This window comes from Morganella sp. B601 (genome assembly GCF_051172335.1).
GTDB classification, from domain to species: Bacteria; Pseudomonadota; Gammaproteobacteria; order Enterobacterales; family Enterobacteriaceae; genus Morganella; species Morganella morganii.
Genome location: NZ_JBPIZE010000007.1, coordinates 53,377 through 67,819, shown reverse-complemented (window position 1 = coordinate 67,819; position 14,443 = coordinate 53,377). Strand labels below are relative to the sequence as shown.

General features: G+C 53.6%; 15 protein-coding genes. 4 read left to right on the top strand and 11 right to left on the bottom strand.

Annotated features, from left to right (window positions below):
• The first annotated feature begins 126 nt into the window (after nucleotides 1–126).
• The 3 genes from sodA (at nucleotide 127) to ACSBQN_RS16565 (ending at nucleotide 1,940) form a co-directional block, all read left to right on the top strand.
• Nucleotides 127–747, top strand: coding sequence for a superoxide dismutase [Mn] (gene sodA, locus ACSBQN_RS16575; RefSeq protein ID WP_354633079.1), 621 nt, complete (start codon nucleotides 127–129; stop codon nucleotides 745–747).
• Between the two features lie 88 nt (nucleotides 748–835).
• Entirely contained in the window at nucleotides 836–1,522 is a 687-nt protein-coding gene (gene yiiM / locus ACSBQN_RS16570) for a 6-hydroxyaminopurine reductase (RefSeq protein WP_434991756.1), read from the top strand.
• A gap of 127 nt (nucleotides 1,523–1,649) precedes the next feature.
• Nucleotides 1,650–1,940 (top strand): hypothetical protein, encoded by a 291-nt coding sequence (locus ACSBQN_RS16565; RefSeq protein ID WP_004237910.1) that lies wholly within the window; start codon nucleotides 1,650–1,652, stop codon nucleotides 1,938–1,940.
• A gap of 65 nt (nucleotides 1,941–2,005) precedes the next feature.
• Here ACSBQN_RS16565 and dmsD read toward each other — a convergent pair whose 3' ends face one another.
• From dmsD to dmsA, 4 genes are all read right to left on the bottom strand, one after another.
• Nucleotides 2,006–2,617 (bottom strand): Tat proofreading chaperone DmsD, encoded by a 612-nt coding sequence (gene dmsD, locus ACSBQN_RS16560; RefSeq protein ID WP_024474700.1) that lies wholly within the window; start codon nucleotides 2,615–2,617, stop codon nucleotides 2,006–2,008.
• Between the two features lie 85 nt (nucleotides 2,618–2,702).
• The gene (locus ACSBQN_RS16555) at nucleotides 2,703–3,563 is read right to left on the bottom strand and encodes a DmsC/YnfH family molybdoenzyme membrane anchor subunit (RefSeq protein ID WP_354633077.1); all 861 of its coding nucleotides are present in this window, start codon (nucleotides 3,561–3,563) and stop codon (nucleotides 2,703–2,705) included.
• A 1-nt stretch (nucleotide 3,564) separates the two neighbouring features.
• Complete coding sequence (locus ACSBQN_RS16550; RefSeq protein WP_004237907.1) at nucleotides 3,565–4,182, bottom strand: DMSO/selenate family reductase complex B subunit; 618 nt, start codon at nucleotides 4,180–4,182, stop codon at nucleotides 3,565–3,567.
• A gap of 11 nt (nucleotides 4,183–4,193) precedes the next feature.
• Nucleotides 4,194–6,647 carry a dimethylsulfoxide reductase subunit A gene (dmsA, locus tag ACSBQN_RS16545; protein WP_087825497.1) on the bottom strand — a complete coding sequence of 818 codons (2,454 nt, stop codon included), beginning with the start codon at nucleotides 6,645–6,647 and terminating at the stop codon, nucleotides 4,194–4,196.
• A 351-nt stretch (nucleotides 6,648–6,998) separates the two neighbouring features.
• On the opposite strand from dmsA, the gene ACSBQN_RS16540 reads away from it, so the two are divergent.
• On the top strand, nucleotides 6,999–7,844 hold the full coding sequence (locus ACSBQN_RS16540; RefSeq protein ID WP_024474698.1) for a 4Fe-4S binding protein: 846 nt from the start codon (nucleotides 6,999–7,001) through the stop codon (nucleotides 7,842–7,844).
• Between the two features lie 56 nt (nucleotides 7,845–7,900).
• Here the strand turns inward: ACSBQN_RS16540 and trpS are convergent, their stop codons facing one another.
• The 7 genes from trpS to aroK form a co-directional block, all read right to left on the bottom strand.
• Nucleotides 7,901–8,929 (bottom strand): tryptophan--tRNA ligase, encoded by a 1,029-nt coding sequence (gene trpS, locus ACSBQN_RS16535; RefSeq protein WP_004237902.1) that lies wholly within the window; start codon nucleotides 8,927–8,929, stop codon nucleotides 7,901–7,903.
• 2 nt (nucleotides 8,930–8,931) lie between these two features.
• Nucleotides 8,932–9,651, bottom strand: a complete 720-nt coding sequence (locus ACSBQN_RS16530; RefSeq protein WP_024474697.1) for a phosphoglycolate phosphatase — start codon at nucleotides 9,649–9,651, stop codon at nucleotides 8,932–8,934.
• A complete protein-coding gene (gene rpe, locus ACSBQN_RS16525) occupies nucleotides 9,648–10,322 on the bottom strand; it encodes a ribulose-phosphate 3-epimerase (RefSeq protein WP_004237900.1) in 675 nt (224 codons plus the stop codon). The genes ACSBQN_RS16530 and rpe overlap by 4 nt, the downstream gene beginning before the upstream one ends.
• 40 nt (nucleotides 10,323–10,362) lie before the next feature.
• Nucleotides 10,363–11,181: an adenine-specific DNA-methyltransferase gene (gene dam, locus ACSBQN_RS16520; protein WP_024474696.1), complete on the bottom strand. Its 819-nt coding sequence runs from the start codon at nucleotides 11,179–11,181 to the stop codon at nucleotides 10,363–10,365.
• A gap of 90 nt (nucleotides 11,182–11,271) precedes the next feature.
• Nucleotides 11,272–12,228: an SPOR domain-containing protein gene (locus ACSBQN_RS16515; RefSeq protein ID WP_024474695.1), complete on the bottom strand. Its 957-nt coding sequence runs from the start codon at nucleotides 12,226–12,228 to the stop codon at nucleotides 11,272–11,274.
• A gap of 145 nt (nucleotides 12,229–12,373) precedes the next feature.
• A complete protein-coding gene (gene aroB / locus ACSBQN_RS16510; protein ID WP_354633076.1) occupies nucleotides 12,374–13,456 on the bottom strand; it encodes a 3-dehydroquinate synthase in 1,083 nt (360 codons plus the stop codon).
• Nucleotides 13,457–13,487: 31 nt separating this feature from the next.
• Complete coding sequence (gene aroK / locus ACSBQN_RS16505; protein ID WP_004237896.1) at nucleotides 13,488–14,012, bottom strand: shikimate kinase AroK; 525 nt, start codon at nucleotides 14,010–14,012, stop codon at nucleotides 13,488–13,490.
• Nucleotides 14,013–14,443 lie beyond the last annotated feature (431 nt).

Genomic DNA, 14,443 nt, shown 5'->3' with positions numbered 1-14,443 from the left:
CAAATAAAAAGAATCCGCACAGATCGCACAGATCTGATAATCGTTTTCATTATCATCTGTTTCATTATAATGTCTGCCTGTTCACACACGGTGTGAGCGGTTCGGTCAATTACTGGAGTTATAATTATGAGCTATGTATTACCTGCATTACCGTACGCTTATGATGCGTTAGAACCGCATTTCGATAAAATGACAATGGAAATTCACCATACCAAACATCATCAGACGTATGTGAATAACACCAACACCGCGCTGGAAGCCTTCCCTGAGATGGCAAATCTGGATATCGACGATCTGATCGCACAGCTCGATAAATTCCCGGCGGACAAACGTACCTTTATCCGCAACAACGCCGGTGGTCATTCCAACCACAGCATGTTCTGGAAAGGCCTGAAAACCGGCACCACATTACAGGGCGATCTGAAAGCAGCGATTGAACGCGATTTCGGCAGCATTGAGGCGTTTCAGGCTGAGTTTGAAAAAGCCGCCGCAACCCGTTTCGGTTCCGGCTGGGCATGGCTGGTGCTGAAAGACGGCAAACTGGCTGTGGTTTCCACCGCCAACCAGGACAGCCCGCTGATGGGTGAAGCGATTTCCGGTACTTCCGGTTATCCGATCATCGGTCTGGATGTGTGGGAACACGCCTATTATCTGAAGTTCCAGAACCGCCGTCCGGATTACATCAAAGCATTCTGGTCTGTGGTGAACTGGGATGAGGCAGCAGCGCGTTTCGCTTCTGCAAAATAAGTCCTGAAATATGTGCGGACGCTGTCCGCACATATTCTTCTTTCCCGCTTTCGATTATGATATTCGTCTCACTCAATACGGAGGCGGCATGGCATACACACCTTTAGTTTTCACCGGTCCCGTCAGGGATACAGCCCGCTGCGGGCGCAGCGCAATTGTAAAGCGTCAGACCGAAGGCGTGATTGCCCTCAGTGCCACCGGACTCGCCGGTGACGAGCAGGCGGAAAAAGCCTTTCACGGCGGCCCTGACCGCGCGTTGTGTCACTATCCCCGCGAACACTACGACTACTGGAAAATGATGTATCCGGAGATTGAGGATCGCTTTGTCGCGCCGTTCTTCGGGGAAAATATATCCACCCTCGGTATGACAGAAGAAACCGTATTCATCGGGGATATTTATCAGTGGGGCAGCGCCGTGATTCAGGTCACCCAGCCGCGCTCACCGTGCTACAAACTTAATCCTCTGACGGATGTGTCTGATTTTGCACAGGTGATGCAGGATTGCGGCCGTACCGGCTGGCTGTACCGTGTCGCCGGGAAAGGGGATGTCAGCAGTGATCAGCCGCTGAAACTGCTGACCCGCACCAGCGCGGTGTCTGTCAGAGAAGCCGCCGCCATCGCCTTTCATCTGCCGTTTGATGAAACCGAATACCGTTATTTATTACAGGCATCCGGGCTTTCCGCCAGCTGGACACTGACCATGCAGCGCCGTCTGATGACCGGTAAAATCGAGGATTTTAACCGCCGGTTATTCGGCTCTGCCGCAGCCGTGTAAGAATATGTAATCCCGGGTTCTCCCTGCTTTAAACCGGTTCCGGAATGTGTGATTATCATACTCGTTTCACGATGACCGCTGCTGACCCGGCAGCACACACAGACGACCTTTTAAACAGGAGACACGGATGAAATACCTGATAATGCTGCTGAGCCTGGCAGCGCTTTCACTGCCCGCCGCAGCGGCAGATCAGAACAGTGCGGATGAGCTGGAAATCTTTACGGATAATGCAGAGAACTGCATTCATTTTGCCGGTGAATGGGATGTGTCCCTGCCTGCAGATCAGAAAAAAGATATCAAAAAAGCACTGGATGAAACCTGTCCTCCGGCCAAAGAGCAGCAAAAAGTATTGCGCGAAAAGTACCGCAATGACCCGGAGATGCTCGCAAAAATTAATGAATTTGACCTCGGCCAGTAACATCTGCCGTAAAAAAAGCCCTTCCGGTGCAGACCGGAAGGGCTTTTTGATCTGATTATGATATCTCAGGCAAAAATGGTTTTCTCTGCCGGGATCACCAGCAGTGCATCCTGCCAGCCCCTGAGTGTCAGGGCAGTCAGCGCTGATAACCCTTCATAGAACGGGCTGCCGCATTTTTCCTGCATCCGCGCCAGATAAAAGCGGGCCCACGGCAGAAGGTGTTCCGCCAGCAGTGAATTCAGGGCATCCGGACGATTTTCCGCCGTCCAGGCCGCCATCATCAGTAACAGACCGATGTGATCTTCCGGCTCATTCTGCGACAGCGCAATATCCACCTGATGCGCACGCATCCACTCACGCAGGGCAACAGTGGAATCCCCGAACAGCACCTGTTCTTTATCCAGCCAGACAGAGCCCCACGGTGATGCGGGCAGTGCCTGCGGGCCGATAAACAGCCGCTGATAGGCCTGCGCTAAGGTTTCCTCACCGGCGACCGCCAGATTCAGTTTCTGTGCGGCGGCCTGCTTTTGCGCATCATCGCCGTAAGGCCATTCCGCCACCCACTCCCCGGAAGAGAGCAGTTCCGTTATCTGTACGATTTCTGACGGCGGGTAGTAAAATGCCGCCCCGAGAATACGGGCCGTTAAGGCAACATCACTGACAGCTTGCTCACTCATAACTCAGGATTCTCACAATAAAATATCCGCGTATCCTGCCACGGTTTCCGTCCGGAAAACAGTAACAGGATACGTGCTGACTGTATCAGGACAGATAGGCCATACCGGCTGTCATGTGCAGTCCGTAGAAAATACCGCGGCCGATAATTTCCCCGGATAACACCAGAACAAAACCAATCAGCATCATAATCACCGGCGGATTTGTCCGTTTCACCAGCGGCAGGATCCAGCAGGTCAGACCCAGCGCCAGCAGAACCAGACGCCAGCCCATATACAGGCCGAATTCCGGTACCAGCGCGGAAGCGCTCTGTACGGAACTGCGGATAAAGGCCAGATCAAACGCCTGTGACGTCACTGCGACCGCACTCGCCACCAGAGCAACGATACCCACCAGCGGCAGCCAGCTGATGCAGCGCAGGTCAAACCCGGCAATCCGCAGCAGCAGAGCAGCCAGTACCGGCCCGCCCAGCAGAGCTGTCAGCACAAAGTGAACCGTGGTGTACGAGGTATACCAGGTCGGCACCGTGGCAATCTGGTAAACCTGCGGAATGGCGTAAATAAAGACCACCGCGAGAACCATTACCACCAGCAGCCAGAGCTTACCGAGCGCCGCCGGCATTTTGTTCAGCACCGCCAGCAGCCAGTAAAAACCACCGGCAGCAAAGAAGACCGAACCGGCCGCAATTTCATTACTGAGCGACGAACTGCCGAGGCGGTTAAACGCATTAAACGCGCGCAGCGGTGTACCCATGTGCATCATGGAGAGCAGGAAACCCACGCCCATCAGCACCCACAGGCCGAACATGCTGTAATGCACTTTACGGTTCAGTTCCGGTGACAGTTTTCCGGACAGCAGCACTGCCGCCATCACAATAAATGCCCCTGCCACACTCTGCCCGATGGTGGTAAAAAACATCAGCGGCCATTCATGAATTCCCGATCCCATGTTATACCTCCTCCGGGTTCGCCAGATGGCCTGTGGTATCCCCGACAGGACGGCTGTTGGCATTCAGTTTTAAAACGATATTCGGATGTGTGTATTCCGCAGACGGCAGCGGCGCGATTTCCGCCAGTGTGCCGTATTTAGCCCGCAGCTCTTCAATCGGTCCCATATCCAGTGCCCGCAGCGGACAGGATTCAACACAAATCGGCTTTTTGCCTTCCGCGACGCGCTCATAGCAGCCGTCACATTTGGTCATATGGCCTTTGACTTCATCAAACTGCGGTGCACCGTACGGGCATGCCATATGACAGTAGCGGCAGCCGATACATACTTCCTCATTCACCACCACAAAGCCGTCTTCCCGCTTGTGCATTGCACCGCTCGGGCAGACTTTGGCACAGGCCGGATCATCACAGTGGTTACAGGAGATGGAGAGGTAGTAAGCAAACACATTCTGCTGATACACACCATCCTGCTCTGTCCAGTCACCGCCCGCATACTCATAGATACGGCGGAAATTCACTTCCGGAGATAAGTTTTTAAAGTCTTTACAGGCCAGCTCGCAGGTTTTGCAGCCGGTGCAGCGACTTGAATCAATGTAGAAACCATATTGCGTTGACATAAATCGCTTCCTCAGGCCTTAACGACTTCAACCAGGTTGGAATGGGACGGATTCCCTTTCGCCAGCGGCGACGGGCGCTGAGTGGTTAACACGTTAATGCTGCCCGCGTGATCGATACGATCGCCGTCCGGGCTGTACCATGCACCTTCACCCAGACCGACAACGCCCGGCAGAATACGCGGTGTGACCTTCACATTGACGCGCACTTCCCCGCGATCGTTAAAGACCTTCACATTATCACCGTGCGCAATCCCGCGTTTCGCGGCATCAACAGGGTTAATCCACAGTTCCTGCGGACAGGCGGCTTTCAGCACATCAACGTTGCCGTAAGTGGAGTGAGTCCGGGATTTGTAGTGGAAACCGGTCATCTGTAACGGGTATTTTTCCTGAAGCGGATCACCGGCATGCTCAAAGCCTGCGGAATAAACCGGCAGCGGATGGATTTCATCCCCTTCGTTCAGTTCCCAGGTATCACGGAGTTCCGCCAGCTGCGCGGAATAGATCTCGATTTTACCTGACGGCGTGGTCAGCGGGTTTGCCTGCGGGTCGTTGCGGAAATCGCGGTACGCCACATGGTGTCCCTGCGGGTCACGTTTTTTGAAAATGCCCTGTTTGCGGAATTCATCAAACTCCGGCAGTTCCGGCAGCGCGGCGCGGGACTGCTCATACAGGTGACGCAGCCACTCTTCCTGGGTACGGCCTTCGGTAAACTGATCACCGACACCCATCCGTTTGGCGATTTCGCTGGTCATGTCATAGATATTGCGGCTTTCAAAGCGCGGTTCGATCGCCTGATCAGCAAAAATCACATACCCCATATTACCGGCGGAGGCATCCATGCAGAAATCCATCTGTTCGGAAGCTGTGCAGTCCGGCAGCAGGATATCCGCATATTTGGCGGAGGAGGTCAGGTGGTTATCGATCACCACAATCATCTCGCACTTGCTCTCATCCTGAAGAATGTCATGGGTGCGGTTGATTTCGGAGTGCTGGTTCACCAGACAGTTACCGGCATAGTTCCAGACCATTTTGATCGGCACATCCAGTTTGTCTTTACCGCGCACACCATCGCGGGTGGCGGTCATCTCTTCGCCGCGCAGAATGGCATCTGTCCACATAAACATGGAGATACTGGTTTTCACCGGATTGGTCAGGGTCGGCATACGGACAAACGGGATTGCGTAAGAGCCTTCACGCGCACCGGTGTTACCGCCGTTAATCCCGACGTTGCCGGTCAGAATAGAGAGCATGGCAATGGCACGGGATGCGGTTTCGCCGTTTGAGCGGCGCTGCGGGCCCCAGCCCTGAGTGATATACGCCGGTTTGGCAGTGCCGATTTCCCGCGCCAGTTTCACAATCCGCGCTGCCGGAATACCGGTGATTTTGGCTGCCCACTCCGGGGTTTTCGCCACGCCGTCCGGCCCTTCACCTAAAATATACGCTTTATAGTGGCCGTTGGCCGGTGCACCGGCCGGCATGGTGGTTTCGTCATAACCGACACAATATTTGTCAAGGAACGGCTTATCCACCAGGTCTTCTTTGATCATCACATACGCCAGTGCGCTGACCAGTGCGGCATCCGTACCCGGACGGATCGGGATCCATTCATCCTCGCGCCCTGCACCGGTATCGGTATAACGCGGATCGATGATAATCATGCGGGCATTTGATTTTTCGCGTGCCTGCTCAACATAATAGGTCACACCGCCGCCGCTCATGCGGGTTTCGCCCGGATTGTTACCGAACAGAACCACCAGCTTGCTGTTTTCAATATCTGACGGGCTGTTACCGTCCGCCCAGCCGCCGTAGGTGTAATTCAGACCGGCTGCAATCTGCGCGGTACTGTAGTCACCGTAGTGATTCAGATAACCGCCGCAGCAGTTCATCAGACGGGCAATCAGTGTTGCTCCCGGCGGCCAGGATTTGGTCATGGTACCGCCGAGGGTGCCGGTACCGTAGTTAAGATAGATAGATTCGTTGCCGTAATCGCGGATCAGGCGTTTCATGGTACCGGCGATGGTATCAAACGCCTCTTCCCAGGTGATACGCTCGAATTTGTTCTCGCCGCGTTTACCCACACGTTTCATCGGGTATTTCAGGCGATCCGGATTGTACACCCGGCGGCGCATGGAACGGCCGCGCAGACAGGCACGTACCTGATGCAGATCTTCGTAGACATCATCACCGGTATTGTCGGTTTCAACATATCTGATTTCACCGTCAACCACATGCATCCGCAACGGACAGCGGCTGCCGCAGTTAACCGTACAGGCGCTCCAGACCACTTTCTCATCAGAAGCCGCCGCAGGTGCCGGGGTAGTTTCAGCGGCAGAGGCCGCATGGCTGAACGGGAGGGATAACCCGCCCGCTGCAACTGCCAGACCGCCGGCCGCACCGGAGGCTTTGACAAACCCGCGCCGCGTCAGCGGCGCAGTGAACAACGCCGTTTCTTTCATCTTTGTCATATACATTGCTCGCTTAATTGATTTTGTTATCGTTATTATTATTGTTAGTTGCCGGGTAACGGCTTATTGTCAGATTGCGACTGGTAACCATTCGCAATAAATTATTTGTAATACAATAACCTGCGGTTATTAACCTATAGTTATTTTACGGTTTTACGATTCAGCCGGGTTGTTTTGTATCAAAAAATGAGTGCATGAAAAGCAGATTATTGATCCCGTCAGTGGCAGACGGCATCCGCTCATGGGAAAATAGTGACCAGCTCAATATTATGATCAGGCAAAGGAGTTAACGTTATCAGACGCAGCGCACTCAACTACCTGATAAACGGCGAGAAAACCACACCACCGTCAGTGAACGATCACTGTGTCAGGAAGAAACTCAAAAACAGTCAGTGTGATAACTGCGCCGCCTGCTGCCCGGCAGATGCGGTGACGTTCGGCTATCTCGACGTCAAAATTGATAATGACCGCTGTTTTCAGTGCGGAAACTGCCTGTTTGTCTGCCCTTCTGATGCCATTGAACATATCCCTGTCCGCGAACGCAGCTACAACAATAACGGGCAACTGGTGATTGAGAAAAAAGAAACCCCGGCAAGTGCGGAAGAGCTGCTGGTCTGGCACCGGCAGTACCATATCCGCGGGATGCAGATAGCAGAGCCGGAAGTTGATAACTGGCTGCCGGTGCTGGCAGATCTCAATCTGCGCCTGAAAGCACTCGGCGAACCAATCTGGCAGCTGACTATCATCCCGCCGCCGCCGGTGGATACCGGAAAACGTTTTGCGCTGTTCCGGCAGAAAACCGTCAGCAGCGGGCTGAATACCGGCCGCGCCAGAACCGGCCTGAATGAGCGTAAAAAACTCTGGCCGGATGACAGCTGGTTCGATGTGCGTCCGGATACAGAAAACTGTATCTTGTGTACCGCCTGCGCGGCAGTGTGTCAGGAAGGGGCGATCACTATTGCGGATAATCAGTTTACCGTGGATAAGACAAAATGCAGCGGCTGCATGAGCTGCCGTGATGTCTGTTTCCCGAAAGCAATTGATGTCATACCGCAGGCAGAAAAAAACAGCCAGCCGGTTCACTATGCTTATTTTGATGCTCATTGCAGCAGCTGCCATCTGCCTTTTATGAGCTGGCAGCCGGGACAGACATTATGTCCGGTGTGCCGTTCACGAAAAGAGAAAGGCTGGCTGTAACGACGGATGTAAAAAAAGCGCCGTAAGGCGCTTTTTTCATTTTATCTGTCACATGATTACAGCGGACGGCGCACAAAACCAATCGCGTCGTGTACTTTATCCAGCGTGACCTGTGCACGGGCAGAGGCTTTCTCAGCACCCTCTTTCATTACACGGTTCAGTAACACATCATCGTTACGGATTTCGTGATAACGGGTCTGTAACTCTGTAAGCATGCCGGAAACCGCATCCGCCACCGCACCTTTCAGGTGACCGTACATCTGGCCTTCAAATTCAGCTTCCAGCGCAGCAACCGGTTTGCCGGTCACACCAGAGAGAATATCCAGCAGGTTGGAAACGCCCGGTTTATTTTCCAAATCATAAATCACGCGTGGCGGCTCTTCGGAGTCTGTCACGGCGCGTTTGATTTTCTTCGCTGCCGCTTTCGGATCTTCCAGCAGGGCGATCAGGTTGTTACGGTTATCATCGGATTTCGACATTTTTTTCGTCGGATCCTGTAATGCCATCACACGGGAGCCGCCCGCCGGGATAAACGGATCCGGCACCACAAACACATCACCGTAAATGGCATTGAAGCGCTGCGCGATATCACGGCTCAGCTCCAGATGCTGTTTCTGGTCGATACCGACCGGCACCTGATTAGTCTGATACAGTAAAATATCCGCGGCCATCAGCACCGGATAGTCAAACAGACCGGCGTTGATGTTTTCGGCATGACGGGCAGATTTATCTTTAAACTGTGTCATGCGGCTCAGTTCGCCGAAATAGGTGTAGCAGTTCAGCGCCCAGCCCAGTTGTGCATGCTGCGGCACATGGGACTGAACAAACAGCGTATTTTTTGCCGGTTCCAGACCACAGGCCATATAGAGCGACAGTGTATCCAGTGTGCGCTTACGCAGCTCCGCCGGATCCTGACGGACAGTGATCGCGTGCTGGTCAACGATGCAGTAAATGCAGTCAAAATCATCCTGCATTTTTACCCACTGGCGCAGTGCGCCCATGTAGTTACCGATGGTCAGTTCGCCGGAAGGCTGTGCGCCGCTGAAAACAACGGGTTTGTGTGCTTTGGTGTTAGTTCCGCTCATGATTATCCTTCCTGATGAGTTAACGGAGGCAGCCCGAGCGCAGGCAGCAGACCCGCGAAGTCGGACAGTACGCAATCCGGGTTGCTGTCAGCAATCGGAATACCGTAGTTGTAGCCGTAGGTCATGCCGACACAGGGACATTCCGCTGCCCGTGCCGCCAGGATGTCATTGCGGGAGTCCCCGACAAACAGCATTTCTTCCTTACGCAGCCCGAACTCACCCAGCGTCAGGTAGAGCGGAGCCGGATGCGGCTTCTTATTTTTCACATCATCCCCGCCGAGCACGACAGAGAAAAATTTATCCAGACCGGTTTCAGCCAGCAGCGGCGGAATAAACTGAGACGGTTTGTTGGTGACGATCGCCAGATCCAGCCCTGCGTCTGCCATCACCTGCAATGTCTCTGCCACATGCGGAAATGCCGGACTGCCGGTTTTAACAGTCTCAGCATAAAAATCATCAAACAACTGACGGCATTTTGCGTGCAGTGCAGCATCAGGTTTTTCACCGGTTGCATGAGTCAGGGCACGTTCCAGTAACATATCAACGCCGTTACCGACCCAGACAGAGGCCATTTCCCGGCCCGCTTTCCGGTAGCCCAGTGCTTCCAGTGCGCGATCAGTCGCTTCCGCCAGTCCCTGAATACTGTCAGTCAGTGTACCGTCCAGGTCAAATGCAACGGCTTTAATCCCTGTGAATTGCTGTACTGCTGTTTTGTCTGTCATGCTGAAACCTTTGTTAATTCTTTACGCATATCATCAATCACGGCTTTGTAGTCCGGTTTGCCGAAAATCGCAGAGCCGGCCACAAACATATCCGCACCGGCCTGCGCCACTGCCGCGATATTTTCAGTCTTAATTCCGCCATCGACTTCCAGGCGGATATCACGGCCGCTGGCATCAATGCGGCGGCGGACTTCTTCCACTTTTTTCAGTGTTTCCGGAATAAAGGACTGACCACCGAAGCCCGGGTTTACCGACATCAGCAGGATCAAATCCAGTTTATCAATCACATAATCGAGGTAACTGAGCGGCGTGGCCGGGTTGAATACCAGGCCCGGTTTACAGCCGCATTCGCGGATAAGCTGAATGGTGCGATCAACGTGCTCGCTCGCTTCCGCGTGGAATGAAATGTAGGTTGCGCCCGCTTTGGCGAAGTCCGGCACAATGCTGTCCACCGGTTTTACCATCAGATGCACATCAATCGGCGCGGTAATACCGTAATCACGCAGCGCCTTGCACACCATCGGCCCGATAGTCAGATTCGGGACATAATGATTATCCATCACGTCGAAGTGAACCACATCGCCGCCTGCGGCGAGAACTTTCGCGGTGTCTTCCCCCAGACGGGCAAAGTCAGCAGATAAAATGGACGGAGCAATCAAAAACTCTTTCATTCCTGTTTCCTCTTAATAAGACGCCGCCGGGTTCAACGGCTTACTGTCCGCGGTAAAGCGCCAGTAATTCATTCACTTTCTGGCGGTTAAGTGTGTTGCGGCTGATAGTGCGGCGCACTTTGACAATATGCAGTTGCGCCTGATGATACCACTCCCGGGTCAGCGGGGTGTCATGATTCGAGATCAGAACCGGAATTTTGCGATCCGACGAAAGCATTTGTGCCAGCTGTGCCAGATTCTGCTGCTCCGGTAACCCGAATCCGCTGGTGTGATACGCCGTAAAATTAGCTGTCAGTGATAACGGCGCATAAGGCGGATCACAATAAACGATATCCCCGGTACCTGCATTTTCCATGCTGGTCACATAAGACTGGCAGACAAACACGGCGTTGCGGGCTTTTTCTGCGAACCACAACAGTTCGGCTTCCGGGAAATAGGGTTTGCGGTAGCGCCCGAAGGGCACATTAAACCGGCCTTTGGAATTATAACGGCACAAACCGTTATAACAATGACGGTTCAGATAGAGAAACAGAATGCTGCGCTCGAAATGATCCGTGCTCTGATTAAATTGTTCCCGCAGCGCATAGTACTGTAATTCATCATTAAACTGCGGCGTGAACAGCTTGCGGGACTCATCGATAAATTCCCGGGTCCGCTGCTTCACCATCGTATAGAGGTGGATCAGATCACTGTTGATATCCGCCAGCACATAGCGCGGATAATCTGTATTGAGAAAAACCGACCCCGCGCCGACAAAGGGCTCAATAAGGCAATCACCCTCCGGCAGATGCCGTTTTATTTCATCTGCCAGAGTGTATTTTCCGCCGGCCCACTTCAAAAATGCGCGTTGTTTCTTCATGCTGTCTGTAATCATTGCTCAAAAAGGCCAGAGCCGCCGATTCTGCTCTGTTTCAGACAGCAAATCAGCACCTGACGGAATCCGTGTTTATTATTTCATGTCCTGATGCACTTGCTGCATCTTTCTGACCCACGGTTTTTTTCCCTGAATTTCGGCAGGCAGACGCTCAACTTCCCGTTTTGCATCCCCGACTGTCGGGAAATTACCGTACACCAGGACGTACCACGATTTTCCGTTACGTGTTGTCTCATAAACCTGATAGTTGGATAACCCGTGCTTCTGCGCAAAGGCTTTCAGTGTATCCGCACGGCTCGCACTGCTCAGCTGCAGGGTATAATTCCCGGCAGGGGCTTTGGCGATCGCGGTACCGCTTTTTGACGGAGCCGGTGCCGCTGTGGCCGGTTTGGTGGTTTCACGCGGTTTGGCCGGTGTTGCCGTGGTGGTTTTCACCGGTTGCGGTTTCACCTGCTGAAGCGGTTTCTTCGGCTCTTCCTTCGGAGTGACCACCGGCGGCAGATTATTCATATTCTGCTGCGCCGCATTATTAATACCCGCCTGCGTATTTCCCTGATTCAGGGCATCGTTAATATCCCCCGGGATATCCACGCGCTGGCCGGTGCCGGTTGTCTGTGACGGCTGCTGTGCCTGTGTCGGCAGGTTATTGATAGCAGGGAGATTCACGCCGGTCTGCCCGGTCTGTGACGGAACCGGTTCGGTTGGCTGTAACTGTGTTGCACCGTCATTGCTGCCGGTGCCGAGGGTAATCGGGCGCTCGCCGTTCTGTGCCTGCGGCTGTGCTTCCGGCTCTGACGGCGATTTCAGCGCGGAGCTTATCGCGATAATCAGTAACACCAGGACCACAACCGCCACGCCGATCATCATCTGCTGGCGCGAGACGGCAAACTTAGGCCGTGACTGCTGCGGGCGCGGACGCGGATTACGGCGTTCAGGGCGCTCCGGTCTGTCAGATGCGTCCGGACGGATAGATTCATCATCCGGCTGGCTGAAAATCTGTGGTTCTTGCTTTTCGGGTTTAAAGCCGTCCATTTTGCCCTCCCATCAGAGCAGAAACTGTGTCTTTGGATATAACAGAAGAGAACTGACGCCCGGTGAGTGCGTCATAATGCGTAGTGTAACCATTTTCCCGGCACTCAGCGAGACAGATATCAAAAAACTTCTGCCGCTGCTTCCGTTACACGGACTGAATGGCAGCCAGCACCCTGTCATGCGGGATATCCGCACGGACAACTGACCGGCCGATCGTTTCCGGGACAATCAGGTGCAGTTTACCGCCCTGCACTTTTTTATCCCGCATCATGTGCGGCAGATACGCATCCGCCGGCATGGATTCCGGTCCGCGCACCGGCAGCCCGGCGCGGGTAAGCAGCGCAATGACCCGCTCTGTCTCTTCCGGGCGGAAGGTCCCGAGCAGTTCAGCCGTGCGTGCAGCCATCACCATCCCTGCGGCGACTGCCTCGCCGTGCAGCCAGACACCATAGCCCATTTCCGCCTCAATGGCGTGGCCGAATGTATGGCCGAGATTCAGCAGTGCGCGCAGCCCGCTGGTCTCTTTTTCATCCGCAGCCACCACTTCTGCTTTCAGTTCACAGCAGCGGCGGATGCAGTACGCCATCGCCTGCGGCTCAAGTGCCAGCAGACGGTCGATATTATTTTCCAGCCAGATAAAGAAATCGTGATCCAGAATAATGCCGTATTTGATGACTTCCGCCAGCCCTGATGCCAGTTCACGGCGCGGCAGGGTTTTCAGGCAATCGAGATCAATCACCACACTGACCGGCTGCCAGAAGGCACCAATCATATTTTTACCCAGCGGATGGTTCACGCCGGTTTTACCGCCGACAGACGAATCCACCTGAGACAGCAGCGTGGTCGGCACCTGAATAAAACGGACGCCGCGCTGATAGCTCGCTGCCGCAAATCCGGTCAGATCACCGATAACACCGCCGCCCAGCGCAATCAGTGTGGTGTCACGCCCGTGATTGTTTTCCAGCAGCGTGGTAAAAATACGGTCAAGGGTGGTCAGGGATTTATACTGCTCGCCGTCCGGCAGAATCACGGAATCCGCCTGTACGCCGGCTTGCGCAAGGTTGTCGGTCAGTATCTGAAGATACAGCGGGGCAAGGGTTTCGTTAGTAACTATCATTGCACGCTGACCGGTGGTCAGCGGCGCAAAGGTGCCGGAGAGGGAAAAGAGACCCGGAGCAATTGAAATAGGATAAGCACGCTCACCCAGAGTCACAGTCACTTTTTCCATGGCACCTCCGCATGTTGCCGGTAAAATGAAATTAACTGTTGGTTTCTAACAGTTCAATAATTTGATTTGCAACCACTTTTGCACTCTGATCATCGGTATGGATAGTGATATCCGCGATCTCTTCATACATCGGATTGCGTTCATCGGCCAGTTTAACCAGGACTTCCCGGACCGGCTCATCGACCTGTAACAACGGACGCTTTTTATCGCGCTGTGTCCGGGCCAGTTGTTTTTCAATATTGGTCTCAAGGTACACAACCACACCCCGCGCAGACAGGCGGTTGCGGGTCTCCCGTGACTTGACGGAACCCCCGCCGGTAGCCAGGACGATACCCTGCTTTTCAGTCAGTTCATTGATGATTTTTTCTTCACGCAGGCGAAAACCTTCTTCACCTTCGACATCAAACACCCAGCCCACATCGGCTCCGGTGCGGCGTTCAATTTCCTGGTCGGAATCAAAGAATTCCATATTTAATTGCTGAGCCAGCTGACGACCAATAGTACTTTTGCCGGCACCCATCGGGCCGACAAGAAAGATATTGCGTTTCTCTGCCATGTTTTTGGTATAACTAAGAATATTCGTTAATGATAACCCGCCCCGCTCACCCGATCAGCGGCGGGACCTCAAATGAAACCTCATGAGTGAATCTGCGTGAGTAACCTGAAATTATCTCCGCACATTCTGCCCGATTGCAACCATACCGGCACGAAACCGGAAAGATACCTCAGGTGCTGCTGTGTGACGCCTGTCGCAATCCGGCCTCTGAACATCCGCACATACTATCATAACGCCTGCGAAAAACCGCGCCTTATATTTCCGTGAATCCTCCTGAAAACAGGAGCTGTACAGAAACATAAGGCGCGATCTGAGAATCAGGACGTTGTCCGTCAACGGATTAACGGCATATTTTACGGCGGCAGTGATTTCATACCTGCTAAATTTGCTAACTCTTGTATGCTAAATCGTTGCAATCGTCAAATGTATAA